General features: G+C 67.0%; 23 protein-coding genes and 1 tRNA gene. 11 read left to right on the top strand and 13 right to left on the bottom strand.

Annotated elements, in window-relative coordinates:
- Positions 1–569 precede the first annotated feature (569 nt).
- Together AMK58_RS13375 and AMK58_RS13370 are read right to left on the bottom strand one after the other, a co-directional pair.
- Positions 570–989: a hypothetical protein gene (locus AMK58_RS13375; RefSeq protein ID WP_035670711.1), complete on the bottom strand. Its 420-nt coding sequence runs from the start codon at positions 987–989 to the stop codon at positions 570–572.
- Between the two features lie 92 nt (positions 990–1,081).
- The gene (locus AMK58_RS13370) at positions 1,082–1,342 is read right to left on the bottom strand and encodes a hypothetical protein (protein WP_035670713.1); all 261 of its coding nucleotides are present in this window, start codon (positions 1,340–1,342) and stop codon (positions 1,082–1,084) included.
- Between the two features lie 151 nt (positions 1,343–1,493).
- Between AMK58_RS13370 and AMK58_RS13365 the strand changes: the two genes are divergently transcribed.
- Complete coding sequence (locus AMK58_RS13365; RefSeq protein WP_035670716.1) at positions 1,494–1,847, top strand: helix-turn-helix domain-containing protein; 354 nt, start codon at positions 1,494–1,496, stop codon at positions 1,845–1,847.
- A 190-nt stretch (positions 1,848–2,037) separates the two neighbouring features.
- Here the strand turns inward: AMK58_RS13365 and AMK58_RS13360 are convergent, their stop codons facing one another.
- Positions 2,038–3,249 (bottom strand): YifB family Mg chelatase-like AAA ATPase, encoded by a 1,212-nt coding sequence (locus tag AMK58_RS13360; RefSeq protein ID WP_276509467.1) that lies wholly within the window; start codon positions 3,247–3,249, stop codon positions 2,038–2,040.
- Positions 3,250–5,191: 1,942 nt separating this feature from the next.
- Here AMK58_RS13360 and AMK58_RS13355 point away from each other — a divergent pair.
- From AMK58_RS13355 to AMK58_RS13340, 4 genes are all read left to right on the top strand, one after another.
- On the top strand, positions 5,192–5,938 hold the full coding sequence (locus tag AMK58_RS13355) for a creatininase family protein (protein WP_035670718.1): 747 nt from the start codon (positions 5,192–5,194) through the stop codon (positions 5,936–5,938).
- Positions 5,939–6,026: 88 nt separating this feature from the next.
- Positions 6,027–7,538, top strand: coding sequence for an ABC transporter substrate-binding protein (locus AMK58_RS13350; protein ID WP_059398985.1), 1,512 nt, complete (start codon positions 6,027–6,029; stop codon positions 7,536–7,538).
- 40 nt (positions 7,539–7,578) lie between these two features.
- Complete coding sequence (locus tag AMK58_RS13345) at positions 7,579–8,526, top strand: ABC transporter permease (RefSeq protein ID WP_035670720.1); 948 nt, start codon at positions 7,579–7,581, stop codon at positions 8,524–8,526.
- Positions 8,523–9,368 (top strand): ABC transporter permease, encoded by an 846-nt coding sequence (locus AMK58_RS13340; protein WP_059398984.1) that lies wholly within the window; start codon positions 8,523–8,525, stop codon positions 9,366–9,368. Before AMK58_RS13345 ends, AMK58_RS13340 begins: the two co-directional genes overlap by 4 nt.
- Before the next feature lie 178 nt (positions 9,369–9,546).
- Here the strand turns inward: AMK58_RS13340 and gpt are convergent, their stop codons facing one another.
- Positions 9,547–10,047: a xanthine phosphoribosyltransferase gene (gene gpt / locus AMK58_RS13335; protein ID WP_035670736.1), complete on the bottom strand. Its 501-nt coding sequence runs from the start codon at positions 10,045–10,047 to the stop codon at positions 9,547–9,549.
- Between the two features lie 170 nt (positions 10,048–10,217).
- On the opposite strand from gpt, the gene AMK58_RS13330 reads away from it, so the two are divergent.
- A tRNA-Arg gene (locus tag AMK58_RS13330) sits at positions 10,218–10,294 on the top strand.
- Positions 10,295–10,371: 77 nt separating this feature from the next.
- Here AMK58_RS13330 and AMK58_RS30415 read toward each other — a convergent pair.
- On the bottom strand, positions 10,372–10,551 hold the full coding sequence (locus AMK58_RS30415; RefSeq protein WP_147394652.1) for a hypothetical protein: 180 nt from the start codon (positions 10,549–10,551) through the stop codon (positions 10,372–10,374).
- Positions 10,552–11,209: 658 nt separating this feature from the next.
- On the opposite strand from AMK58_RS30415, the gene AMK58_RS13325 reads away from it, so the two are divergent.
- A complete protein-coding gene (locus AMK58_RS13325; RefSeq protein WP_051140047.1) occupies positions 11,210–11,761 on the top strand; it encodes a YgjV family protein in 552 nt (183 codons plus the stop codon).
- 71 nt (positions 11,762–11,832) lie between these two features.
- On the opposite strand, the gene AMK58_RS13320 is transcribed toward AMK58_RS13325, so the two are convergent.
- Complete coding sequence (locus AMK58_RS13320; protein WP_014239055.1) at positions 11,833–12,348, bottom strand: YciE/YciF ferroxidase family protein; 516 nt, start codon at positions 12,346–12,348, stop codon at positions 11,833–11,835.
- A gap of 191 nt (positions 12,349–12,539) precedes the next feature.
- Here AMK58_RS13320 and AMK58_RS13315 point away from each other — a divergent pair, with 191 nt between their 5' ends.
- Complete coding sequence (locus AMK58_RS13315) at positions 12,540–13,007, top strand: PA2169 family four-helix-bundle protein (RefSeq protein ID WP_035670738.1); 468 nt, start codon at positions 12,540–12,542, stop codon at positions 13,005–13,007.
- 24 nt (positions 13,008–13,031) lie between these two features.
- On the opposite strand, the gene AMK58_RS13310 is transcribed toward AMK58_RS13315, so the two are convergent.
- The 5 genes from AMK58_RS13310 to AMK58_RS13290 form a co-directional block, all read right to left on the bottom strand.
- Complete coding sequence (locus AMK58_RS13310; RefSeq protein ID WP_035670740.1) at positions 13,032–13,238, bottom strand: DUF1289 domain-containing protein; 207 nt, start codon at positions 13,236–13,238, stop codon at positions 13,032–13,034.
- 99 nt (positions 13,239–13,337) lie between these two features.
- Positions 13,338–13,871 carry a ferritin-like domain-containing protein gene (locus AMK58_RS13305; protein WP_014239058.1) on the bottom strand — a complete coding sequence of 178 codons (534 nt, stop codon included), beginning with the start codon at positions 13,869–13,871 and terminating at the stop codon, positions 13,338–13,340.
- Positions 13,868–14,710 carry a 2-oxoacid:ferredoxin oxidoreductase subunit beta gene (locus AMK58_RS13300; RefSeq protein ID WP_051140049.1) on the bottom strand — a complete coding sequence of 281 codons (843 nt, stop codon included), beginning with the start codon at positions 14,708–14,710 and terminating at the stop codon, positions 13,868–13,870. Before AMK58_RS13300 ends, AMK58_RS13305 begins: the two co-directional genes overlap by 4 nt.
- Before the next feature lie 20 nt (positions 14,711–14,730).
- A complete protein-coding gene (locus AMK58_RS13295; RefSeq protein ID WP_051140050.1) occupies positions 14,731–16,452 on the bottom strand; it encodes a 2-oxoacid:acceptor oxidoreductase subunit alpha in 1,722 nt (573 codons plus the stop codon).
- A 226-nt stretch (positions 16,453–16,678) separates the two neighbouring features.
- A complete protein-coding gene (locus tag AMK58_RS13290; RefSeq protein WP_051140051.1) occupies positions 16,679–17,371 on the bottom strand; it encodes a sulfite oxidase-like oxidoreductase in 693 nt (230 codons plus the stop codon).
- A gap of 252 nt (positions 17,372–17,623) precedes the next feature.
- On the opposite strand from AMK58_RS13290, the gene AMK58_RS13285 reads away from it, so the two are divergent.
- The gene (locus AMK58_RS13285) at positions 17,624–19,564 is read left to right on the top strand and encodes a PAS domain-containing sensor histidine kinase (RefSeq protein WP_079292124.1); all 1,941 of its coding nucleotides are present in this window, start codon (positions 17,624–17,626) and stop codon (positions 19,562–19,564) included.
- 154 nt (positions 19,565–19,718) lie between these two features.
- Here AMK58_RS13285 and AMK58_RS13280 read toward each other — a convergent pair whose 3' ends face one another.
- Positions 19,719–20,282 (bottom strand): DJ-1/PfpI family protein, encoded by a 564-nt coding sequence (locus AMK58_RS13280; RefSeq protein WP_035670743.1) that lies wholly within the window; start codon positions 20,280–20,282, stop codon positions 19,719–19,721.
- A gap of 685 nt (positions 20,283–20,967) precedes the next feature.
- Positions 20,968–22,245: an isocitrate lyase gene (gene aceA, locus AMK58_RS13275; protein ID WP_014239066.1), complete on the bottom strand. Its 1,278-nt coding sequence runs from the start codon at positions 22,243–22,245 to the stop codon at positions 20,968–20,970.
- A gap of 188 nt (positions 22,246–22,433) precedes the next feature.
- On the opposite strand from aceA, the gene AMK58_RS13270 reads away from it, so the two are divergent.
- A complete protein-coding gene (locus tag AMK58_RS13270; protein WP_035670746.1) occupies positions 22,434–23,876 on the top strand; it encodes a helix-turn-helix domain-containing protein in 1,443 nt (480 codons plus the stop codon).
- Between the two features lie 182 nt (positions 23,877–24,058).
- Positions 24,059–24,832 carry a ferredoxin--NADP reductase gene (locus AMK58_RS13265; protein ID WP_035670748.1) on the top strand — a complete coding sequence of 258 codons (774 nt, stop codon included), beginning with the start codon at positions 24,059–24,061 and terminating at the stop codon, positions 24,830–24,832.
- Positions 24,833–25,005 lie beyond the last annotated feature (173 nt).

Genomic DNA, 25,005 nt, shown 5'->3' with positions numbered 1-25,005 from the left:
GATCACCGCGCTCGGCTCCGTCGGGGGAAGCGGCACAACAGGTCGATGTTGGGCATACAAAAGAGACCACCATCTCGGCGGCCTCGGGTCGGAGCGACCACGTTCGCGCCGGGTACGCCGGTCGCGAACGCCGCCACCAAATGCCGGGCGATGGCGTCGTCCTGCGGCGTCTCGCCGGGCAATGCGATCCGGTGCCCGCCGGTCGCCGCCACCTCCAGAGCCCGCTTCGCTGATTTGGCGCCGGGCACGTGCTGCACATCGAGCGTGCCGCGGCGCCCGTTCAGCCAGGCCGGACAGGACGCGGCGCTTGGCCTCGGCGAGGTCCGCCTGACTTGGGGCCATCCCAGCATTCCCTTTCACAGCCCGACCAGACCGGCCCTCGGACCTTGCAACCGACCGGCGGTGTTGCCGGACCGTCCGTGCCCGCTGTCCAACGCCTTCTCCGCAGCGCCTGGCACAGCACCGAACGAACCAAGCCTTTGCCGCTCCGGTCCAGCTTATCGGCGACGAGTCCATTTGGGGCTGGATGTCACAGAACCTTCCAGAGATCTCGGTCCGGGTGGTGACCCTCACGGCGCCGAGGGCCGCAGCGGACGCCGGTGGTGCGGCAGCGGCGGGATCGGCAGGACGGCGTAGTGGTCGCGGAAGCGCGGCTGGAAGGGGGTGAGCCGGTGGCTCCGGATGCGCCGACCGATTCTTGGGCTGGGCGAGCCGCGGAGAAGAACGGGGCGGCGTTGCACCCGCGCCAAGTCCAGCACGCGCCGGAGGCGGCGGCGCAGTTGGCGGCCGGGCAGCATGACGACGAACCGATTCGCCGGAATGGCGGGGGCGGTCGCCGGCGCGGCGGTGCGCGTCCCGATCAGCCGCAGGTACTCCGGCAGGGACAAGCCATGCCGCCGGGCGTGCGGAAGCCAGCGGTCGCGCTCGGCGGGCGAGGGCTTGACCGTTGCCAAACGGTGGATGACCGGGCGTGTGGGCGTTCGGCTCATTCGCGCTCTCCCCTCCAAACCGTGATCCAACCGCGGCGCCTCCCGAAGAGCGCCGTCCCGCTGCCGGGGGCTGCGGCCTTGGTCGCAGTGCCTCACTCGACCGCCCGAACGCTCGCGAGCAGGCTTTCGGGGGCACCGAGATCCGAAAGTTTGCCGACCCACGCCATCTGAGCTTCTCGCCACTCGCGTTCGTTGGTATCGCCCGTTCGCGCGATCAGGCGCCAATTGTATTTGACCCCGGCCCGCTGCAACAGTTGCCCAACCTCATACCCGTCCCAGGCCGACCGGCCGCTGCCCTTCAGCCACGCCAACGTCTGGTCCCAGGCTGCCTGAAACTGTTCCGCCACCATCATGCCGCTCCGAGCCTCCTGTACGGGCAAGCGGGATCGCCCGGCGAGCGATGCACGCGGGAGCCGCTGCCCCGACCTTCATTTTCGGGTTTTGAACATAAGCCGAAAATTGACCCTATGGTCAAGCGCCGTGCCCGAAAGGACAGTTCGGGTTATGGCGCAAGACCTGAAGCAACTTCTCGGCGTGCGGCTGCGCGCCCGCCGCCTGGCCCTCAACCTGACCCAGGAGCAGGTCGCCGAGGCCATCGCCCGCACCGTCGAGACCGTGTCGAACCTTGAGCGCGGCAGGGCCTTCCCCGGCCTGGACACGTTGGAGCAGCTGGGCCGCGTGCTCGACCTGCCGCTCGGCAGCTTGTTCGAGGAGGTGGGCGCGGCGACGGTGTCGTCCCGGCGCGCGGAGCTGCGCGCCCGTTTGCTCGCCCTCGCCGACCGGCTCGCCGACGCTGACCTGGAGATTGCGGTGCGGCAAGTGGAGGCGTTGGCACAGGGGCGGCTGCGGCGGCCGTGAGGCTCCGCCATGACACCCCGTTGACGCTTCGCCGTGGCCCGGACCTCGACGAGGACCACGTCGGGCCTCACAACGCACCGAAGCTCTGCCATTGACCGGAGGAGCTTTTACCTCAGGACACCGACGATCGGGTCCCTGCTGCTCTACACCGTGCCCAAGGGCACCGACTGGTCGTGAACGAGTCCAAGGTTTAGCCGAACTGGTCCGGATTTTCGCTGACGAGTCCAGTTTTTGGCTGGATTTCACAGATGTGCAGGTCGATGCGGTCGAACAGCGGCCCGCTGATCTTCGACTGGTAGTCGGCGGCGCATTTCGGCGCGCGGGCGCAGGCCAGCGACGGGTCGTCGAGATGCCCGCAGCGGCAGGGGTTCATCGCGGCGATCAACTGCACCCGCGCCGGGTAGGTCACATGGTGGTTCACCCGGCTGACGACGGCCTTGCCGGTCTCCAGCGGCTGGCGCAGCGCCTCCAGCGTGCCGCGCGGGAACTCAGGCAATTCGTCGAGAAACAGAACGCCCTTGTGGGCCAGCGAAATTTCCCCCGGCTTGGCGCGCGATCCGCCACCGACCAGGGCGGGTAGGCTGGCCGACTGGTGCGGCGACCGGTAGGGGCGCTGGCGCAGCAGTTTGCCACCCTCCAGCAGCCCGGCGACGCTGTGGATCATCGACACCTCCAGCGCCTCAGCCGGATCGAGCGGCGGCAGAAGCCCCGGCAGCCGCGCCGCCAGCATCGACTTGCCGGAGCCGGGCGGCCCGATCATCAGCAGATTGTGCGATCCGGCGGCGGCAACCTCCAGCGCGCGCTTGGCCGTCTCGTTGCCCTTCACGTCGCGCAGGTCGAGCGGCGCTGCGGCGCTCTCCTGGATGCGCGGGCGGGGGCGGGTCAGCACCTGCTGGCCGCGGAAATGGTTGATGAGCGCCAGCAGCGTCGCGGGTGCCAGAACGTCCAGCCCCTCGCCCGCCCAGGCGGCCTCGCCGCCGCAGGCCTCCGGGCAGATCAGCCCACGGTCGTGGGCCAGCGCGTTGATCGCCGCCGGCAGCACCCCGGCCACCGGGGTCAGCGCCCCGTCCAGCGCCAGCTCGCCCAGCGCGCAATAGCGGCTCATCTCCAGGTCGGGCAGAACGCCCATGACGGTCAGCAGGGCGAGCGCGATGGGCAGGTCGAAATGGCTGCCCTCCTTCAGCACGTCCGCCGGAGCGAGGTTGACGGTGATCCGCTTGGCCGGCAGGGCGAGGCCGAGCGCGTGCAGCGCCGCCCGCACCCGCTCCCGGCTTTCCGCCACCGCCTTGTCGGGCAGGCCGACCACGGTGAAGGCGACGATGCCGCCGGACATCTGCACCTGAACGTCGATGTCCAGAACCTCGATGCCCTGGAACGCAACGGTGTTGATCCGCGCAACCATGCCAGACGACACCCCCGTCAAATAACACGCGATTGTATGGTCATAAGCGGTTATTTGCCAGGAAAACGCGTTACGTGAGCGGGGTGGAACAGGAAACTGCATAGAATCTATTCGGCTTTCTCGTCCGTCCTGTCCGATGCGATGTCCCACAGCCAACTCGGAACATGGATTTTCAGGACACGCCGGATATCTGCCATCGGCTTCACAACGGTGCGGATCGACCCGCCCGAAGGCATGGCCGATCCGCACGAGTAGCTCCCCACTTATTGATAAAAGCGAGGCGGGCAGATCGGGCGTGCGTTCTTGAAGCGTCGCCCGTGAACAATGTGGTTTACCGTCCCAACATTAAGCCCGACTTGGATAGCAGCTTCTGTCTGAGTCGTCCGCTCGACTTCAATTAGCCACAAGACATAACAGGCCTTCATGAAGTTGGCGGAACGCGGGCTATGCAGGTTCATTCTTTGTGCTCCTCGAAATCAGGTGAGAAGCACTTGACCCTTGAAAAAGGCAAGCGAGTGCGTTAGCGTAATACCGCTTTTTGCAGAAAGCACGCGCCGCGTCAGGATCAAGTGCCGCGGTTATTTCCCAAGTGGCTCTCCCCGGTCTTCGGTGGTGGTACACCATGATCGGGGAGTGTCCACGTAGCTGCTCCGCTAGCTACGCTTCGTGCGCTGGACGGATTTATGGCGTGATGGCCTCCGTAGTTGAGTAGGGGATTTGGCCGTAGCGCAAAGGCGCATGGCGAAGCGATCTAAGTCGCTGTTGATGTTGCATGTACTCACAAAAACCCTTCCGGCTTCGCATGTCAAGAGTGTCTCGCGACCATCGCGCGCTACTCTCTGTATGGGCGCCGGCGCCGGCCTACAATATGTGCTAACATTCTCGCCCCGCTGGCGGTCTGCCCTGGTTTCAGACCAGTCAAGAAAATCCTTATAAAATCAATAACTTATCATATCTATAAATGATTGCGCCAAGAATGGCAGGCACAGATATGGTACTACGTTTTTAAAAATCGCACGCCATCTTGCTTGATGCCATAGCTTCTCTAAACGCAAAAAATATCCGCTTGCTCAGCCGATATCAAAACGCGGTCTAGACCAATTTCCGCCGTTTGCCTTACTGGGGATGGGATATGCCGCGACTCGGGTCTGATGACTTAATCGCCATGCGAATGCGGAGCCTTGCCCTCTACGGGGGAAATCGCTCCATGCTTGAAAAGCAATTCCATAAAAGCGCGCGGCGGGATGTGGCGCAGTAACCACCTCCACCCAGAGTGTTGACTCTTGTCCTCAGCTGAATGAACATTCCTTCGGCAGTGACCGCCTCTTTTTCCCCCTGGAAGCCATGCGCGTTGAAAGCCGGACGCGCGGTCGCGTTTCAGGGCGCCGTGTCCCAAACACGGCTTTGGCTAAAGGAGGACTGAGATGGCTACATCGAGCCGGCCTAAGGTCGTGCGCGTTCGCGCCTATCAGCGCCGTAGGCTCGGACGCCAGGAGAGCGTTTGCTCTCACTGGCGTTCGCTGCCGAGGCAGTTGGAGTTCAGCTTTTAGGAAGCAAGGTCTTTAACTGAGCGGTCACTGCCGCTCTTCCGCTCAGTGTGAGTCATGTGCGACTCGGCGTCAACGCGCTTCCGGCTGCGACATAAAGAATTCTTTATACGTACCGTGAACGGCGTTCGCAGAGACACGAGATAAATGTTCGCTTACCAACAAAAAACTTTGTGACTTTGCTGCCTAATACCGGAGCGCAACCGTGTTGACCCGCGCAACCATTCCAGACGCCATGCCGTGGGAGATGCACGCGACTGCATGGTCGTCCGATGGAAAATGCCAGCGCCCCGGGCGGCGCAGGGCCGTCCTGCGGCCGAGCGGCCTTGGGCGGCGGACGGTGCTGCCCTACACTTCCTCCCAGAGCACACAACACACAGCAAGGGTCAGAGACCGTGCAGCTTCTTCTCAGCACCTGGGCCGAGGCCGAGGCCTACCTGAAGACCTCCAAGGGCATCATCTTGCCCATCGGCTCCACCGAGCAGCATGGGCCGAACGGCCTGATCGGCACCGACGCCATCTGCGCCGAGGTCGTGGCCCGCGGCGTCGGCGACGCCACCGGGGCCATGGTCGGGCCGACCATCCCGGTGGGCATGGCCGTGCATCACATGGATTTCGCCGGTTCCATGACGCTGAAGCCCTCCACCCTGATCGCCCTGCTGCGCGACTATGTGATGTCGCTGGCCGAGCATGGGTTCGAGCGATTCTTCTTCATCAACGGCCATGGCGGCAACGTCGCGTCGGTCCGCGCCGCTTTCTACGAGATCTACGCGGAGAACCGCGCCCTGCGCGGTCGGCAGGCGCCGGAGCTGCGCTGCACCCTGGTCAACTGGTGGGAGAACCAGGAGATCGGGCGCTTGTCGCGGGAACTGTTCGGCGGCAAGGAGGGCTCCCACGCCACGCCCAGCGAGGTGTCGCTGACCCAGTACGCCTATCCCGAGTCGATCAAGACGGCGGCGATGGACCCGGAGACCGCGTCGCCCGGCGGCTTCTACGACGCCCGTGACTTCCGCCGCCGCCACCCGGACGGGCGCATCGGCTCCGCCCCCGGCCTTGCCTCGCCGGAGCACGGCAAGCGGCTGTTCGACACGGCGGTGGAGGCGATTTCCCGCCAGTACGGCTCCTTCCTGGCGGAGGCGTGAGCGGAAAAGCCTGCCTGCGGTCTTGAACTCGGGCGGGGCTTCACCGCATCATCCCGCGCCGAGACAACGATTGGGGGAAACAGCCGTCATGCCGAACCGCCAGAGGCGCGCCGCGCTCGCCGTCACCATGGGAGCGGTCCTCGGGCTGGCCGGCGCGCTGGCCGCCGGTCCGGTCCTCGCGCAGGCGGCCCCCCGCACGGATCTGGTGGTCGGGATGCGGCTGGAGCCGCCGCACCTCGACCCCACCGCGGGGGCGGCCGCGGCCATCGACGAGGTGACCTACGCCAACCTGTTCGAGCCGCTGACGCGCATCGACGCCGAAGGCAAGGTGGTGCCGGGCTTCGCCGAAAAATGGGAGGTGTCGGCGGACGGGCTGACCTACACCTTCCACCTGCGCAAGGGGGCGAAGTTCCACGACGGCAGCGACGCCGATTCGGCGGACGTGAAGTTCTCGCTCGACCGCGCGCGAGGCGCCGAGTCGGTCAACGCGCAGAAGGGCTATTTCGCCGCCATCGCCGGTGTCGAGGCGCCCGACGCGCGGACCGTGGTGGTCACCCTGTCTCGGCCGGACGGGCTGTTCCTCTTCCACATGGCGTCGGGGGACGCCGCCATCGTCGCGCCGGAATCGGCGGGCGCCAACAAGCAGACCCCGGTCGGCACCGGCCCCTTCAAGTTCGAGCGCTGGGTGGCCGGCGACCGGGTGGTGCTGGTGCGCAACCCCGACTATGACGGGCCGAAGCCGGCGCTGGAGCGCGTGACCTTCCGCTTCATCAACGACCCGGCGGCCCAGGTCGCCGCGCTGAAGGCCGGCGACATCGACAGTTTCCCGCAGTTCGACACTTACGAGGCGCTGCCCCAGTTCCGCGACGACGGGGCCTTCACCGTCATGGTCGGCACGACGGAGGGGGAGACGATCCTCGGCACCAACAACGCCCGCAAGCCCTTTGACGATGTGCGGGTGCGCCGGGCCATGGCCCACGCCATCGACCGCAAGACGCTGATCGACGGCGTGCTGTTCGGCAACGGGGCGGCCATCGGCAGCCACTTCCCGCCGCACCGCGCCGGCTACGTCGACCTGACCGGCCTCTACCCCTATGACCCGGACAAGGCCAAGGCGCTGCTCGCCGAGGCCGGGCTTCCGGACGGGTTCGCGACGACGCTGCGCCTGCCGCCGCCGATCTACGCCCGCCGCTCCGGCGAGCTGATCGCCGCCATGCTGGCCGAGGTCGGCATCCGCGTGACGGTCGAGCCGATGGAATGGGCGCCCTGGCTGGAGAAGGTGTTCAAGGGCAAGGATTACGACCTGACCCTGATCGCCCACACGGAGCCGCTGGACATCGACATCTACGGGCGCCCCGACTACTACTTCAACTACCAAAGCGAGCGCTTCAACGCCGTGGGGGCGGAGCTGGACCGCACCCAGGACCCTGCCAAGCGCAACGCCCTCTACGGTGAGCAGCAGCGTATTCTGGCCGAGGACGCGGTGAACGGCTTCCTCTTCATGCTGCCATCGGCCACCGTGCAGAAGTCGGCGGTGCAGGGCATGTGGGTCAACCGCCCGATCCAGGCCAACGACGTGACGGGCGTCCGGTGGAAGTGATCCGGCGCGGCCGGACCGGACCCAGCGGGGGCTGACCCGCGTGCTCGCCTTCCTGGTGCGCCGTCTGCTGACCCTGGCGCTGACGGCGTGGCTGGCCACGCTGGTGGTCTTCGCCGTGCTGGAGGCGATCCCGGGCGACCCCGCCCTGGTCATGCTGGGCACCAGCGCGCAGCCGGAGGCGGTGGCCGCCCTGCGCGCCCAGATGGGGCTTGACCGGCCCTGGCCCGTCCGCTACGCCGGCTGGGTCGGCGGCATGCTGCATGGGGATTTCGGGACCAGCCTGACCTACGCGCGCCCGGTCGCCGGGCTGGTCGCGGACCGGCTGGCCATCACCCTGCCGCTGGCCGGGCTGGCGCTGCTCCTCTCGGCGGGCATCGCCATCCCGCTCGGCCTGTTCGCCGCCGGGCGGCAGGGGCGGGCGGGGGACTGGGCGGTCATGGCCTTCGGGCAGATGGGCATCGCGGTGCCCGGCTTCTGGTTCGCCATCCTGTTGATCCTGCTGTTCTCCGTGCGGCTGGGCTGGTTCTCCGCCGGCGGCTTTCCGGGGTGGGAGGCCGGGGCGGCGCCGGCGCTGAAGGCGCTGCTGCTGCCCGCCGTGGCGCTGGCCCTGCCGGAGGCGGCGATCCTGGCGCGCATCACCCGCACCGCGGCGCTCGACACGCTGCGCGAGGAGTATGTGCGCACCGCGGTCGCCAAGGGCCTGCCGCGCCGCGTGGTCCTGCGGCGCCACGTGCTGCCCAACGCGCTGATCCCCGTCGCCACCATCCTCGGCCTGCAATTCTCTTTCCTCGTCGCCGGGGCGGTGGTGGTGGAGAACGTCTTCACCCTGCCGGGGCTGGGCCGGCTGCTCTATCAGGCCATCGGCCAGCACGACCTGATCGTGGTGCAGAGCGTCGTCGTGCTGCTGGCGGTCACGGTGGTGGCGGTCAACGCGCTGGTCGACATCGCCTGCGCCGCCATCGACCCGCGCCCGCGGGTGACGGCATGAGGCGGCTCGTCCAACGGGTGCGCCGGCTTCCGGTCAGCCTGCTGCTAGGCGGGCTGCTCACCGCGCTGGTGGTCGGGGCGGCGCTGCTGTCGCTGGTCTGGACGCCCTTCCCGGCGGAGCAGGTGCGGGTGGTCGCCCGGCTGCGCCCGCCGGGGCCGGTCCACTGGCTGGGCACCGACCATTTCGGACGCGACGTGCTGTCGATGATCCTGGTCGGCGCTCGCAACTCGCTGGCCGTCGGGGCGGCGGCGGTGGCGCTGGGCGCTGTGCTGGGCGTGCCGCTGGGGCTGGCCGCCTCGGCCTGGGGGCGCTGGGGGGACGAGGCGGTGGCGCGGCTCGGCGACCTGCTGTTCGCCTTTCCCGCGGTGCTGACGGCGATCCTGCTGACGGCGGCGCTGGGGGCGGGGGCGGTGAACGTCGTGCTGGCGCTCGGCCTGTTCAACGCCGCGGTCTTCGCGCGGGTGGCGCGCGGGGCGGCACTGGCCGTCTGGCGGCGGGACTTCGTGCGGGCGGCGCTGGCGTTGGGGCGCGGGCCGCTGTCGGTGACGCTGGTGCATGTGCTGCCCAACATCGCCGGGGTGGTGATCGTCCAGGGGACGGTGCTGTTCGCCGTGGCGGTGCTGAACGAGGCGGCGCTGAGCTATCTGGGGCTGGGCATCCAGCCGCCCTCGCCCTCCTGGGGCAAGATGCTGGGCGACGCGCAGACCTTCCTGTTCACCTCCCCCCTCCAGGCGATCTTTCCGGGGGCGGCCATCGCGCTGACGGTGCTGGGGCTGAACCTGTTGGGCGACGGCCTGCGCGACGCGTTGGACCCGCGCCACCGCTCGGCGGGGCTGCTGTAGACTTGACACAAGACGGTTTGGCTTGTGTCAACTGTCAAGCGGGTGAGAGTTGTCCCCTCTCCCCTCCGGGGAGAGGGTTAGGGTGAGGGGGTTGCGCTTGTGCCGGACATACCGCCACGCGCAACCCCCTCACCCGGCCCTTCGGGCCACCCTCTCCCCAGAGTGGAGAGGGCATTTATCACGCGCCGCGGTGCTGCTTGGCGATCGGCTGGGAGAATTGCAGCTCGATGTCCCACGGGAAGTGGATCCAGGTGTCCTGGCTCACCTCGGTGATGAAGGTGTCGACCAGCGGGCGGCCCAGCGGCTTGGCGTAGACGGTGGCGAAATGCGCCTTGGGCAGCATCTTGCGCACGACCACCGCGGTCTTCCCGGTGTCCACCAGATCGTCGATGATCAGCCAGCCTTCGCCGTCTCCGGCGTTGGCGCCCTCCACGCCCTTCAGCACCATCGCCTCGCGCTGGTTCTGGTGGTCGTAGCTGGAGACGCAGACGGTGTCGATCATGCGCAGCTCCAACTCGCGCGCGATGATCGCCGCCGGGACGAGGCCGCCACGGGTGATGGCGATGATGCCCTTCCACGGGCCTTTGTCGATCAGGCGCCAGGCCAACGCCTTGGCGTTGCGGTGAAGCTCCTCCCACGACACCGGGAAGTGCTTGTTGAACGGAACGGCTTCTGGCACGGCTATGGACTCCGAAAGAAACGTGCGCCGCTTATACCGCAAGCCCCATCGCCGGGCAATCGACCGCGTGAAACGGCGAAAAAAGGTCTTGCAGCCCGGAATCCTTTTGAGTAAGTTGCGCGCCTCGACGACGGACGGTTACCGCCGCCGCCGGGAAGACAAATAGGAATGCGCCCGTAGCTCAGCTGGATAGAGCACCAGACTACGAATCTGGGGGTCAGGAGTTCGAATCTCTTCGGGCGCGCCATTCCTTCCGGTCTGCACAAGAAAGCCGCCCTTGGGCGGCTTTTCTGCGTTCTGGTACTTGCCACACGGGCATCCACCTCAGCGGCTTTTCTTTTTCCGTGTCGTGCGCTTCGCCTTGGGCGGTTTGGTCATGGCGTTGAACAAGGCGGTCTGGTTGCGCCGGGCGGCGGCGTTGAACACGCCGCTCCAGAAGCCGATCGCCTGATTGGCCGATCGGTTGGCCATGGACAGCCAGAGGCTTTGTGGTGTCCCCTTCATGCTTCCCCCTTTTAAAAAGCCCTGCCGATGAGTCTCGGCCAAGGGTCAACAGCGCGGCGCGGTCATGCTCCCGCGACGATCGCGCGGCGATGGCGGACCCGCGTCCATGACATGGTCAGGCCGACCCGCTCGGCGCAGCCATAGTGCCAGGGGCGGTTCTCGCTATCGCCGGCCCAATGCGGTTCCCCGGCCCGCAAAGGTTTCCCGCAATGGCAACAGGTGGGTGGAGCGGGAAGACGTGCGGCGTCCCGTTTCGTCAGCTGGGTCATAGGGCATCTCATCCAGAGCGTCTTATTCCAGAGGCGTCTCAGGCACGGCGTTTCGGGAAGGCACGGCGTCGAGAGCGTGTTTTTTTGGGCGTGTCATCTTGCGGTGCGAAGAATGACGGCCCGGCCGTTCCAGGGAAACGTCGCAAAGGTGAAATGCCCATGGGGTGCCCCCGACCACAGGGGTATGCCCATGGTCAGGCCATCGGCCGCGAGATCGTTGGCATTAAACGCTTTTTGCCCTTATCGAGAATCGCTGCTGCGGGACGGTGCGCCCACTCTTGATCACACCCCGATTCACAGCCGGTTAACCATCGGCGCCTAGCGTCCGCCCCCTTCGCCGCGGCTTTTTGTTGCGGCGCAGCATTTTTCGAAGGGTGAAGGCGTTATCCATGGTTTTCCTGTTGCACTACCTGCCGTCCCTGTCGCTGGTCGCGGTGAGCGGGCTTGCCGGTCTGGCGTTGGGCGTCCTGTCCACGCTGCTTCAGGACCGGCGGACGATCCTGACCGCGCAGGCCGGGGCCGGCGCGCTGTTCGTCCTCCACTTCTTCGCTCTGGGTGCCCGTACGGGCATGCTGATGTGCGCGCTCGGCCTCGTGCAGATGGCCGCCGCCTATCCGGAACGGCGGACCCGCTGGCTGCGCGCGCTGTTCGTCCTGACCGTGCCCGCGGCGCTGGCCGTCGCGGCGGCGACGTGGCAGGGGCCGATGTCCGCCCTGTCGGCGGCGGGCTTCATCCTGGGGACCATCGGGCGCTGGCAGAGCGCGGTCGGCCGGATGCGGCTGTTCTTCCTGTCCTCGACGGTGGTTGGGGCCGGCCACAACGCGCTGGCCGGTTCGGCCTTCGGGCTGGCGTCGGACGCGATGACCTTGTCCGGCCATCTGCTCAGCCTGTGGCGCGCCCGCCCGGCGGTTCGCCGGCGGTCGGCGCTTGCTCTGCATTGACGAACGGAAACCGCGCCGGGGACGGTGCCCCGGCGCGGTCTTGGCGGCGCGGTCTTGGCGATGAGTCGGGATCAGCGCTTCGCTTCGGCGGTGCCGGCGGTTTCCCGGCGCTCCAGATAGGTCTTGGTGAGCTGCGGCAGGCGCTGTTCAAGCCACGCGGCCATTTCCAGCTCCTCGTCCAGGCTCGGCTGCAGCATGCGTGCGATCTCCGGCTCCCCGGCCTGTTCCGCGGCCGAAATCAGGGCGCGGTAGTTGGCGATCTCGAAATGCTCGAAGGAATAGTCGAAGATCGACGCCTTCACGATCTCGTCGGACGCCACCACGCCGGACAGCGATTGGGCGTTGCCGATCAGCATGGCGACGCCGGTCTTGATGGCCGAGGTGTCGGTGCCCAGACGCTGCAGGCACTGCTTCAGCCGGTCGGCCTGCCGGTTCGACACCTCGATGTGCTCCTGCACCTTGGCGAGGACGTCCGGGTAGTTCTTGATGCGCTCCGCCTGCCGCTCCAGCATCTCGACGGCCTGGCTTTCCATGGCATGGGCGTCGCGGAGCCAGTCGATCAGGGTTTCCTTGGTGGTGTTGGCCACAGGTCCTCTCCCTCGTTGCGTTATCGGACAGTCCATTGGGGATTGAGCGACAACAGGCGGAGCAGCGGTTCGTCACCATCGGACGATGCGGCCCGACCGACCGGAGCACCCTTCGGATGCATCAAGGAACCTTCACCGGGGCGGGAGGTTTTTCAAAGCGGATGGGCAGACTGCCAGGGGAGGGAGCGGCCATGTCGGCAAATGAACCGGCCATGATGGGAAAAGACCAGATCGTCGATACCCTCAACGATCTGATCCGCATCGTCGAGGACAGCCACGAAGCCTATCGTCAGGCCGCGGAAGCCTTGGAGGACGAGGATCTGAAAGCCCTGTTCAACGATCTGGCCGCCCAGCGCGGCGCCATCGTGCGGGAGGTGCAGCGCCTCGTCGCCGAACAGGGCGGGGCGCCGGACATGGGTGGCACCGTGATGGGCGGCGCGCACCGCTTCTTTTTGGAATTGAAGACCAACGTGCTGGGCCACGACCGCGAGGCGATCCTCGCCGAGGTGCAGCGCGGCGAGGGCGAATGCGTCCGCGCCTATGAGGAGGCTCTGGCCAAGGAACTGCCTCTGCCGATCACCGCGGTGGCGGTCCAGCATCTCGACCGCATCCGCGCCGACCACGACCGCATGACGCTGCTGCGCGGCGCCCCGGCCTGATCGGGCGCTCCGAAGAGAGGGGGACTACTCCGCGGCGGCGGCCTGCCGGTTCTCCAGATCGGCCAGCAGGGCGCGTTTCTGGTCGGCGTCCATGTGCTTCCAGCCGCGGATTTCCTCCAGCGTGCGCAGGCAGCCGATGCAATAGGCGCGGTCGGCGGTCAGCTTGCACACGCTGATGCAGGGGGACGGGACGGTGTCGGGGGCGGCGGTATCGGGAGTTCCGTCGGTCATTCCGGGAGCCAAAAAGGAAACGGGACGGCGCTGGGCCGTCCCGTCCTTACCATCCGGTAGCGTCCGGTCTCAATCCCAAAGGCCCTTTGCCCGATCGTTTCAGTCGGAGATGTTGGGCGGGTCGGGATCGTCCGACCAGTCGTCCTTCGGGGCCGGGTAGCGCTCCAGCCACTTGCGGACCAGGGCGACGTGGCCGGCCTCCTCCTCCGCGAACTCGCGGGCGAGGCGGGCGACCTCCGGGTCCTTCGTCTCGGCGGCGACCGAGGCGTAGTAGTTGTTGCCCTGATGCTCGCTCAGCAGCGCCATCTTCAGCGCGTGGTGCGGCTTCATCAGGTAATGGGCGTTCTCGAAGGCCGCGGCCTCCGGGGACTCGGTGGTGGCGTCCCACTGGAACTCCCAGGGGGCGACCTTGGGCAGCGCGCCGAACTCCCGGGCGATCTGCTTCACCTCTTCGGCGTGCTTGGCCGAGTAGGTGGACAGATCGCGGAACAGCTTGGCGACCTCCACATTGTTGTGGGCTTCCATGCTGTCGGCCAGTTCGGTGTAGCGCTCCGCCGCCTCGATCTCCAGCGCCAGCGCGTGGGCCAGGAACAGACCGACGTTGGCGGCCCCGTTCAGGACTTTCGTCTTCATACCGCGAACCCCTCTTCGATCTGGGCGATGCTGTGGGTGGCCGCCGATCCCGGCTGGAACGGACGGCGGTTGCCGGCGAGGAAGATGCCGAGGCCGAACCCGTCGTCCTCAAGGACGGCGCGCATCGCTTCGTTCGGGTCGTCCGTCGGCTCGCGGCCGTAGGGATGGACCGTGCTCTTCCAGCCGCGCTGCTCGGGGCGGAAGGTGACGCAGGGGGACAGGATGTGGATGACCGAGAAGCCGGGGTGCTTCACGCCTTCCACGATCAGGCGGGCGACCTCGTTCGGGTTGTTGGAGAAGCCGCGGGCGACGAAGTTCGCGCCGCAGGCCAGCGCCAGGGCGACCGGCTGGATCGGGTTGACGCCCGGCCCTTCCGGGGTCAGCTTCGACTCGCACCAGTCGGCCTCGGTGGTCGGCGAGGCCTGGCCCTTGGTCATGCCGTAGACCTGGTTGTCCATGACGATGTAGGTCATGTCGACGTTGCGGCGGCAGGCGTGCAGGAAATGGTTGCCGCCGATCGAGAAGCCGTCGCCGTCGCCGCCGAAGATCAGCACGTTCAGCTCCGGCCGGGCCAGCTTGACGCCGGAGGCCACGGCCAGCGAGCGGCCATGCACCGTGTGGTAGCCGTAGACGCTGGTGTAGGCGGGGATGCGCGACGAGCAGCCGATGCCCGACACCACGACGGTGTCGTGACGCTCCAGCCCCATGGTCGCCATGGCGCGGGTGATGCCGGCCAGCACGGAATAGTCGCCGCAGCCGGGGCACCAGATGGGCTTCACGTCGGACTTGTAGTCGCCGGGCAGCGGGCCCACGACATCGTCGGTCAGATGGGTATCCATGGATTTCGTGCTCCGGCCGGTCAGATCAGGGAAAGAAGCGTCTCGTGAACCTCACGGGCGCGGATCGGCAGCGGGCCGGGGCGGCTGAACACCGACACCGCGCCCGGCAGGTCGTAATGCCCGCGCAGGTACTTGTGGAACTGGGCGCCGTGCGTCTGCTCGACGACCAGGACCTTGGAGACGCCGTCCAGCGCCGCGGCCAGCTTGGCCGGCTGGACCGGGGAGATCAGGCGGATGGCGACCAGCCGGGCCTTCGTGCCGGCAGCCTCCAGCCGGCGCACCGCCTCGCGCGACGGGCCGGTGGCGGAGCCCCAGGTGACGACGGCGATCTCGCCCTCGCCCTCGATGTCGGCCCAGGCGTCGCCGTAGTCGTGGGAGGTCAGCTTGCGCAGCCGCTTGTCGAGCTGCTTCTGGTGATCGGACGCCTGTGAGGAGGGCAGGGCGTTTTCCGCATGCTCCAAACCGTCGGCGGTGTGCTCGCCACCCGGCATGCCGGGGATGGCGGCGGGGGAGACGCCCGATTCGGTGTCGGCGTAACGCTTGTACTTCGCCTCGCCGCCGAGATCGGTCGCCAGCAGGCGGTTGGCCTTGTGAGGGGCGTCGGCCGGCTTGTCGATGATGGCGCGGGACTGGCCCATCGCCTGATCGGACAGCACGATGGCCGGGGTCTGCAGGGCCTCGGCCAGATGCACCGCCCACTGGGTGGTGAACAGGCAGTCGCCGATGGAGGTCGGACCGACCACCAGATGCGGGGCGTCGCCGTGCAGGCCGTAGACGGCGATGTTCAGGTCGGACTGTTCGGACTTGGTCGGGATGCCGGTGGAGGGGCCGCCGCGCTGCACGTCGACGATCACCACCGGGGTTTCGGAGGCCACGCCCAGGCCGATGCATTCGGTCATCAGCGACAGGCCGGGGCCGGCGGTCGCGGTGATCGAGGGCACGCCGCTGAAGGAGGCGCCCAGGCACATGGCGATGGAGGCCAGCTCATCCTCCGCCTGGACCAGCTTGCCGCCGGTCTTGGCGAGGTTGGGGGCCAGCCATTCCAGGATCTCGGTCGCCGGCGTGATCGGGTAGGCGGCGCAGAACTTCACCCCGCCCTTCAAGGCACCCAAACCGGCGGCCTCGTTGCCGGAGATGTTCCAGCGGGTGGCGCCCTCCTTGTTGGGGGCGGCCAGCTCCAGGCCGAGGTTCCAGCCGGCGGCCTCCTTGGACCCGGCGTCGATGCCGGCGTTGGACGCCTGGATGGCGGCGTCGCCCTTCTTGCCCAGCGCCTTCTGGATCACCGCGTCGATGCCGGCGCGCGGCAGGCCGACGATCGCCGCGACGGCGCCCAGCCCCACCATATTGACGCGCCCGCCGGGGATGCGCCCGGCCAGATCCTTGATCGGCAGCTCGACCTGTTTGGCGCCGCTGGCGGCCAGCACCGCGGGCACCTCGCCCTGGCTGGGGTCGGTGATGATGACGCTCTTCTCCGACAGCGGAAGCTCGGCCGCGAAGCGCTCCACATTCTGCCAGTCGAAGGCGATGATGATGTCGAAACGGTCCCCCGGACCGTGAACGGGTGTCGGCGACAGGCGAACGAGGGCGGCGGCTTCACCGCCACGGATCTGCGGGCCGGTCGTCCGCGACATCAATCCGTACCATCCCACGTTGGCGGCGGCATCCAGCAGCATCTGTCCGGCGGTCATCGCGCCGGCGCCACCGCTGCCCACCAGGGCAATCGTGACCGAGTCCACTGTCATTGGTTAATCCCTTGCGTCCGAATGTGAGTCGCCCGACGCCCGTACGGCTACGTCAGCATTGCGGAACAGGGGAATGATCTGGCGCAAATCGGACGAAAGACGTCACGATTTTGCGAAGTCACGTCATGGAATGGTCCGACCAATTCTTGTTTGGCAAACGCCCATCCCTTGGCACCGACTGTTGCCGGGATTGTTTCTGGACCGGAATGGCAAGTGCCGTCGCACGCTACTCGCTGTAGCGTTCTTCCCGCCAGGGGCCGGCGTCATTGTGATAACCGCGGACCTCCCAATAGCCGCGGCGATCCTCCGCCAGGACCTCGATTCGCTTCACCCACTTGGCGCTTTTCCAGAAATAGAGCTTCGGCACGACGACTCGGACGGGGCCGCCATGGTCGCGGCTGATCGGCTGGCCTTCCCAGCCGGTGGCGAGCAGCGCGTCCTCCGCCGCGAAGGCGTCCAACGGCAGGTTGGTGGTGTAGCCGTCCGAGGAGTGGCAGAGGACGAAGCGCGCCTCCGGCCGCGGCCGGACGATCGACAGCAGGTGTCGCGTGGATACGCCCTCCCACCGGTTGTCGTAGCGCGACCATGTGGTGACGCAGTGGATGTCGGAGACGACGCGCTCCCGCGGCTGGGCCTGCAGGTCCGCCCAACTCCAGGTGACGGGGGTGTCGACCAGCCCGTCCACCGCCAGGGTCCAGTTCGCCTCGCTCACCCGCGGCATGATGCCGAGATCGAGCACCGGCCATGTCTCCACCAGGCGCTGGCCCGGCGGCAGGCGGTCGCGCGCCGGGTCGGCGGTCTCCCCGGTCAGGCCCCGGCCTTCCCGGGCCCATTGCTGTTTGGTGGCGATCAGCTTGTCGCGGATCCGGCCGTCCTGTGGCACGTCCTGCGGGCCATCTTGAGGAAACTCGTCGGCCATTGCGGTCCTCCGAAGGGGTGGATCGGCAGCGATGTCTCTGGTGAGCGGTACGGATTTATGCATGGATGGGGGCCGGTGTCAGCGCCGATCCCGCGGTTTCTTGCGGTGCGAAAGGCTGATCCGCTACCCTTCCGTCCCATTTTCCAAGGTTTGGCCGGAAATAGACGGTTCGGACGGTTGCCCTGCCCCTGTTCACGCCCTGTCTTGCTCTGGTAGCATGTCCGCTATGCGTTACCTGCCATGTTGCCGCCCATGACCACCGCCCTGCCCGTCGCCCCGCAAACCGATGCGGCGCCCTCCGGGCTGGGACGGGCCCGGCTGGAGAAGGACGAGCTGGACATGGCCCTGGAAGAAGCCGCGGGATTGCAATGGTTGGACGCGCTCGCCACGCCGCTGTGGCTGCTCCGTCCCGATGGGTTGACCGTATGGCTGAACGGCGCCGCCCGCGCGCTGATCGGCCTGGAGTGCGACGCGCCCGCCGCCGCCGTCCGGGTCAGCCTGTCCAACCGGTTCCCCACCCCGTTGGAGCAGGCCGCCGCGGGGCGGACAGTGGACGTGCGGGCAACCATCCACGCCCCCCTGATCCTGCCGCTGGAGGTGGATCTCCGGCTGGTTCCGGCGCCGGGCCCAAGCGGGCTGATCCTGGCCGAAGCCCCCGCCGACAGCGGCGCCCGGCAGGAGATGATGCGGCTGAACGAGCAGCTCATCGCGCTGTCCTACGCCTATCCCGACATCCGCTTCGAACTGCTGCGCGACGGCACCATCCTCGACTTCGCCGCCGCCAGTCCCGGCGACCTGAACGTTCCCGCCGAGCGCTTCCTGGCGCACCGCGTGCAGGAGGTGCTGCCCGATCCCGCCGCCGGGATGCTGGCCACGGCGCTCGGCCGGCTGAACGAGGGCCAGACGGTGATCGGTCTGGACTTCTCCCTGCCGCCGCCTTCCGGATCGGCGGGGGGCACCAAATTCTTCGAGGCGCGGCTGGTCGCGTTGCCCGACAGCGACCGCGTGATGTGCAGCATCCGCAACGTCACGGAGCGGGTGGAGGCGGAAAGCGCGGCCCGGCGCGCCCACCATCTGCTGTCCGACGCCATCGAATGCATCACCGAAGGCTTCGTGCTGTACGACGCCCAAGACCGGTTGGTGCTGTGCAACGGGCGCTACCGGGAGTTGTTTTCCGCCAACACCGACCTCATCACGCCGGGGGCCCGGTTCGAGGAGGTACTGCGCGGCGGGGTGGAGCGGGGCGTCTATCAGGTGCCGGACGGTGACTTGGACGGCTGGATCGAGCGGCGCCTCGAGCAGCACCGCAGAGCCGGCGCTCCCATGGAGGTGCAGCTTCACGACGGGCGCTGGATACGCATCGAGGAGTGGCGGACCCACGAGGGCGGGACCGTCGGCATCCGCGCCGACATCACCGACCTGAAGACTCGCGAAGCGGAGCTGAGCGTCACCCGCGATGAGGCCGAACGGGCCAACCAGCGCAAGTCCGACTATGTCCACCATTTGAGCCACGAGCTGCGCACGCCGTTGAACGCCGTGCTCGGCTTCGCCCAGATCATCCATGACGAGATGATGGGGCCGAACAATCCGCGCTACCGCGAGTATGCCGGGCAGATCGCGGCGGCCGGCGTCTACATGCTGGACCTCATCAACAACCTGCTCGACCTCGCACGGATCGAGGCGGGGCGGATGGACCTGCATGAGGAAGCCTGCAATCTTTCCCTGCTGGTCGATCTGACCTTCGGCATGATGCAGCCGCGGGCGTGCGAGGCGGCGGTCGCGCTGTGCATGGAGATTCCCAACGATCTGCCGAGCCTGCACGCCGACGCCTCGCAGATCCGCCAGATGCTGACCAACCTGATCGGCAACGCCATCAAGTTCGCCCCCGCCAAGGATGGGCGCGTGCTGGTGCGCGGGGAGTTGACGGAGGAGGGCGGCATCGCCTTGACCGTCACCGACAACGGCATCGGCATGCGGCCCGAACAAATCCCGGTGGCGCTGGACGCTTTTGGGCAGGTGCATGGCCGCAATCAGGCGGCGGAGCGCGGCTCCGGCCTGGGGCTGCCGCTGACCCGCGCGCTGATCGCCCTGCACGGCGGAAGCTTCCACATCGACAGCCGGGTCGGGGTGGGGACGACCGTGCGCCTGACCTTCCCGCCCTGCCGGGTCGGCGGCAGGATGCAGCGGCCCTGAAGACTGGAAACGATACGCTCCGAAACGCGTGCCCTGAAATGCGCAACGGCCGCGCGCGCTGGATGCGCGGCGGCCGTGGACTCACAAGACGAAACCCGCAGGAAAGACGGGTGGCCCGTCGAGGCGCGCTGACTGGCCTTAAGCTGGCTTGGCCTTAAGCGGCCTTGCGGACGGCGGCAGCCTCGGAGAAGACCTTGACGACCTGCTCGACGAAGGCGGCCAGCTCGTCATGGCCCAGCGCCGTGATGGTCACGTTGTCCACCACCAGGGCCTCGTCGCTGATCTTTCCGCCGGCGGCTTCCAGCTCGGCGCGGACGGCCTCGGGGGCAGCGAGCGTGCGGCCCTTCAGCTTGCCCGGGATGGCCAGGAGCTGGATGCCCTGGTCGATCGCGGCGATCGGCTTGCCGGCGTCCAGAAAGTGGCCGACGATGCGGCGGGTGTGGGCGCTCTGCTGGAGCTTGGCGACGCTGCGCTCGCCACCCGGCAGCAGCAGCATGTCGTAATCGGCCCCCAGAACTTCGCCGACCTGCTTGTCCACCGGGAAGTAATGGCCCCAGGACTTGCCGTGCCAGCCGTTCACCAAGCCCTGCTCGGGAGAAATCGTACGAAGAGTAGCGCCGGTCTTGAGGAGAGCCCGTTGCGGCTCCGTCATCTCCAGTTCCTCAAAGCCGTTGGCGACGAGAATGGCAATGCTCTTTCCTGCGAGGGGTTGATCCATACTGTCTTGTCCTTTCATCGTTCAACCAGAATGCGCGAGCCACCGCCGAGGTATGCGCCGTCGGGGAAAAGAAACGGCGCACGCCGCGCAAGACCTTGCGCGGCGATGGAACCCGCAGCCGGCCCTCGTCAGGTGAGGTCCGGCGGGGGGGCAATTACGCCCCTGATCGGTTTGTGGTGAGCATGGAACACAAGTGGCGGCAACGAGGTCCCAAGTCAATGGCTTATTCCGCACTGCAACGCAGCTTCCCCACCGCGGGGCAGGGCAACCGGCGCGGCAATTTTGCGGTCGCGCTCAAGACTTAATCACGATTTCCCGATTATGATGGTTGGGATGGCGCAGGTCAGCCATGCCGTCATGGCGCGGCTGTGACAACGGATGGTCGTGAAGAAAGTGGGGGCGCAAAAAGAAGCGGCCGGAGGCGGACCTCCGGCCGTTTGAAGTCAATAGCGTCAGCCGTTCGAAGAGATCCGGCTCGCACACCGGATCGGGAACCACCGGTCACCGGAGCGGCGGGCCGAAGCCAACCGTCCGAAGATCGGCGCAAACCGGTCATACGGCCCGAGCCGGGGAGGCTGCCGCGATGGGCGGCCGTATGACCCTTTCACACTTTGCGGGGCAAAGTGCTGTCTCGTTCGAGGCGGGCGCGTCCGGCGGATGGAACCGGGCGCGCCCGCCTGCTGGATCAATGGAACTGATCGGCCTCGGTGGAGTCCTTGTAGGCGGTGGTGGAGGACTGGCCACCCGAGATCGCCGTGGCGACCGCGTCGAAGTAGCCGGTGCCGACCTCGCGCTGGTGCTTGGTCGCGGTGTAGCCCTCGGCCTCCGCCGCGAACTCCGCCTCCTGCAGCTCCGAGTAGGCGGCCATGCCGCGCGCCGCGTAGCCCTTGGCCAGCTTGAAGGCCGAGTAGTTCAGGCTGTGGAAGCCGGCCAGCGTCACGAACTGGAACTTGTAGCCCATGGCGCCGATCTCGCGCTGGAACTTGGCGATGTCCGCCTCGTCCAGGTTGGCCTTCCAGTTGAAGCTCGGCGAGCAGTTGTAGGCCAGCAGCTTGTTCGGGAACTCCTTGCGGATCGCCTCGGCGAAGCGCTTGGCCTCCTCCAGGTTCGGACGGGAGGTCTCCCACCACAGCAGGTCGGAGTAGGGGGCGTAGGACAGACCGCGGGCGATGCAGTGGTCGACACCCGTGCCCTTCTTCAGGCGGAAGAAGCCCTCGGAGGTGCGGCCGGCGTCGAAGTCGATGAAGGGATGGTCGCGCTCGTCAACGTCGGAGGTGATGAGCTGCGCGGACTCCGCGTCGGTGCGGCAGAGCACGATGGTCGAGGTGCCCATGGTGTCGGCGGCCAGACGGGCGGCGTTCAGCGTGCGGATGTGCTGCTGCGTCGGGATCAGCACCTTGCCGCCGAGATGGCCGCACTTCTTCTCCGACGCGAGCTGGTCCTCGAAGTGGACGCCCGAGGCGCCGGCCTTGATCATCGCCTTCATCAGCTCGAAGACGTTCAGCGGGCCGCCGAAGCCGGCCTCGGCGTCGGCGATGATCGGCGCGAACCAGTAGGTGTCGCCCTTGCCCTCGGCGGTCTGGATCTCGTCGGCGCGCTTGAAGGTGTTGTTGATGCGCTCGACCACCGCCGGCACCGAGTTGGCCGGGTACAGGCTCTGGTCCGGGTACATCTGGCCGGCCAGGTTGGCGTCGCCGGCGACCTGCCAGCCCGACAGGTAGATGGCCTTCAGGCCGGCCTTCACCGCCTGCATCGCCTGGTTGCCGGTGAGCGCGCCCAGCGTATTGATGTACGGCTCGGTGTTCAGCAGCTCCCACAGGCGCTGCGCGCCCATCTCGGCCAGCGTGTACTCGATCTTGACCGAGCCGCTGAGGCGCTTCACGTCGTCCTGGGTGTAATCGCGCTTGATGCCTTCGAAGCGCGCGGCGCGGAGAGCGGCCTTGGTCTTTTCATCGAGCGACATGGTCGTTTTCCTTCTTTTCGTCACCGTTGCGCTGCTTTTGAGCGCTGCCCTGACGAAACAACTAAAACGACCTTCGCTGCCTTGCAACATGCCCTTGTTTGTAAAAGGGTCTGTTTGTAAACTGCCGTCAGAAAAGTTCTGTAAATCAGTAAATATTGTAAATCTGCTCAGCTGGAGTTCGGGCGGTCATGGACAAGAAGGCGATGCTGGGTCCGAAGGTGCGTCGGCTGCGCCGCGACCACGGGCTGACCCAGGCCCAGATGGCCGAGCAGTTGGGCATCTCCCCCAGCTACCTGAACCTGATCGAGCACAACCAGCGCCCCGTCACCGTGCCGCTGCTGCTGAAGCTGGGCCAGAATTTCGGGGTGGACCTGCAGAGCTTCGCCGAGGACGAGGAAAGCCGCCTCGTCGCCGGCCTGCGCGAAGTCTTCGCCGACCCGCTGTTCGACGGCTCCGACATCAAGAACCAGGATTTCCGCGAACTGGCGGCGGTCGCCCCGACGCTGGGGCAGGCGGTGGTTGCGCTTTACCGCGCCTTCCGCACCAGCCGCGACGATCTGCAGACCTTGTCGGAGCGGGTGGCCGACCGCGAGAAGTTCCATCTGGTCCAGACCTCCTCCTTCCCGCAGGACGAAGTGCGTGACCTCTTCCAGGCCCATTCCAACCACTTCGCCGAGCTTGAGGCGGCGGCGGAGGAGCTGTGGCAGGAGGGCCGGCTGGAGAAGGGCGACCTCTACCGCGGCCTGACCGACTATCTGCTGAACAACCACAGCGTCCGCGTCCGGCTGCTGCCGTCCGACATCATGGGCTATGCGGTGCGCCGGTTCGACCGGCATGGGCGGCGCATCCTGCTGTCGGAGATGCTGGCGCCGTCCGGGCGCAACTTCCAGCTTGCCTGCCAGATCGCCCTGCTGCGCCACCGCGACCTGCTGAACCACATCGTCGACTCGTCCGGCCTGACGGGCGACGAGGCGCGGCGGCTGGCCCGCATCGGTCTCGCCAACTATTTCGCGGCGGCGGTGCTGATGCCCTACGCCCGCTTCTCGGAGGCGGCCAATCAAGTTCGATACGACATCGAAATATTACGGCGCCGGTTCGATGCCTCGTTCGAGCAGGTCTGCCAACGGCTGACCACGCTGCAGCGGCCGGGGGCGAAGGGCGTCCCCTTCTTCCTGATGCGGGTGGACAGCGCCGGCAACGTGTCCAAGCGCTTCTCCGGCGCCGGTTTCCATCTGGCGCGCTTCGGGGGCGGCTGCGCCCGCTGGATCGTCTACGAGGCCTTCCGCACGCCGGGAAAGATCCACAGCCAGCTGGCCCAGATGCCCGACGGCACCACCTACTTCTCCATCGCCCGCACGGTGGTGAAGGCTGGCGGCGGCTTCCGCAGCCCGCCGCAGCAGTTCGCCATCGCGCTGGGCTGCGATCTCCAGCACGCGGCGCAGATCACCTATGCGGACGGTGTGGATCTGGAAAACACCGAGGCGGCGACTCCCATTGGTGTGAATTGCCGGCTCTGCCCGCGGCTGGACTGCTCGCAGCGCGCCTTCCCGCCGCTGAACCATCGCCTGATTGTCGATGAGAATCTGCGCGGTTTGTCGCCTTACCTCTTCGCCCCGCCGGCGGGAGAGTAAGGCCGTTTATTTCGCAAAGCGGCCTTGTGGTAACCGAAAAGCCACAACAAAATTGTTGGTATAAATTAGTGGTCTGTTGACGAATTTGTTGTTAAAGAGATGTGCTGCAATGCGGCACGGCTTGGCTTCTGAAACGACACCGGCCACGGCATGCCGGTCACCGAAACGGACCTGCGGATTCCATGAGCAATCTGATTCATGAGCGCGTCCTGCGCGTTCACCACTGGACGGACACGCTGTTCAGCTTCACCACCACGCGCGATCCCTCGTTCCGTTTCGATCCCGGACAGTTCACCATGATCGGCCTGGAGGTGAACGGCCGGCCGCTGCTGCGCGCGTACAGCCTGGTCAGCGCCAGCTACGAGGAGACGCTGGAGTTCTTCTCGATCAAGGTGCAGGAGGGCCCGCTGACCTCGCGCCTCCAGCATCTGAAGGAAGGCGACACGCTGCTGGTCAACCGCAAGGCGACGGGCACGCTGGTCACCGACAACCTGCTGCCGGGCCGCAACCTGTACCTGCTCAGCACCGGCACCGGCCTCGCCCCGTTCCTCAGCATCATCAAGGACCCGGAGATGTACGCCCGGTTCGACAAGGTGATCCTGACCCACACGACGCGTACAGTGGGCGAGCTGGCGTACGCCGACATCATCAACACCGTCCTGCCGGAGAACGAGTTCTTCGGGGAGGACGTGGCGCAGAAGCTGATCTATTACCCGACGGTGACGCGCGAGTCCTTCCGCAACCAGGGCCGCATCACCGACCTGATCCGCAACGGCAAGCTGTTCTCGGACATCGGGCTGGCCCCCTTCGACCGCGAGGTTGACCGCGTGATGATCTGCGGCAGCCCGGCCATGCTGGACGAGACCAGCGGCATCATGAACGAGCTTGGCTTCTCCATGGGCCACAACGGCGAACCCGGTCATTACGTGATCGAAAAGGCTTTTGTGGAACGCTGAGCGGATTTGCCGGAATAAAGCGGGCCGCGGTTCGTTGATGGGACGTGACGATGGCACGTCATCAACTCCAGCCGGCCCGCCTGGGCCGGGTTGGTCCTTGACGGGCGCGCCTCCCTCGCGGGGGCGCGCCCGTTTTCCTTCCGGAACTGACCCGGTTCGCCAGACCGTTTTGC

The sequence above is a fragment of the Azospirillum brasilense genome, assembly GCF_001315015.1.
GTDB classification, from domain to species: domain Bacteria; phylum Pseudomonadota; class Alphaproteobacteria; order Azospirillales; family Azospirillaceae; genus Azospirillum; species Azospirillum brasilense.
This window is presented reverse-complemented; position numbering and strand designations above follow the sequence as displayed.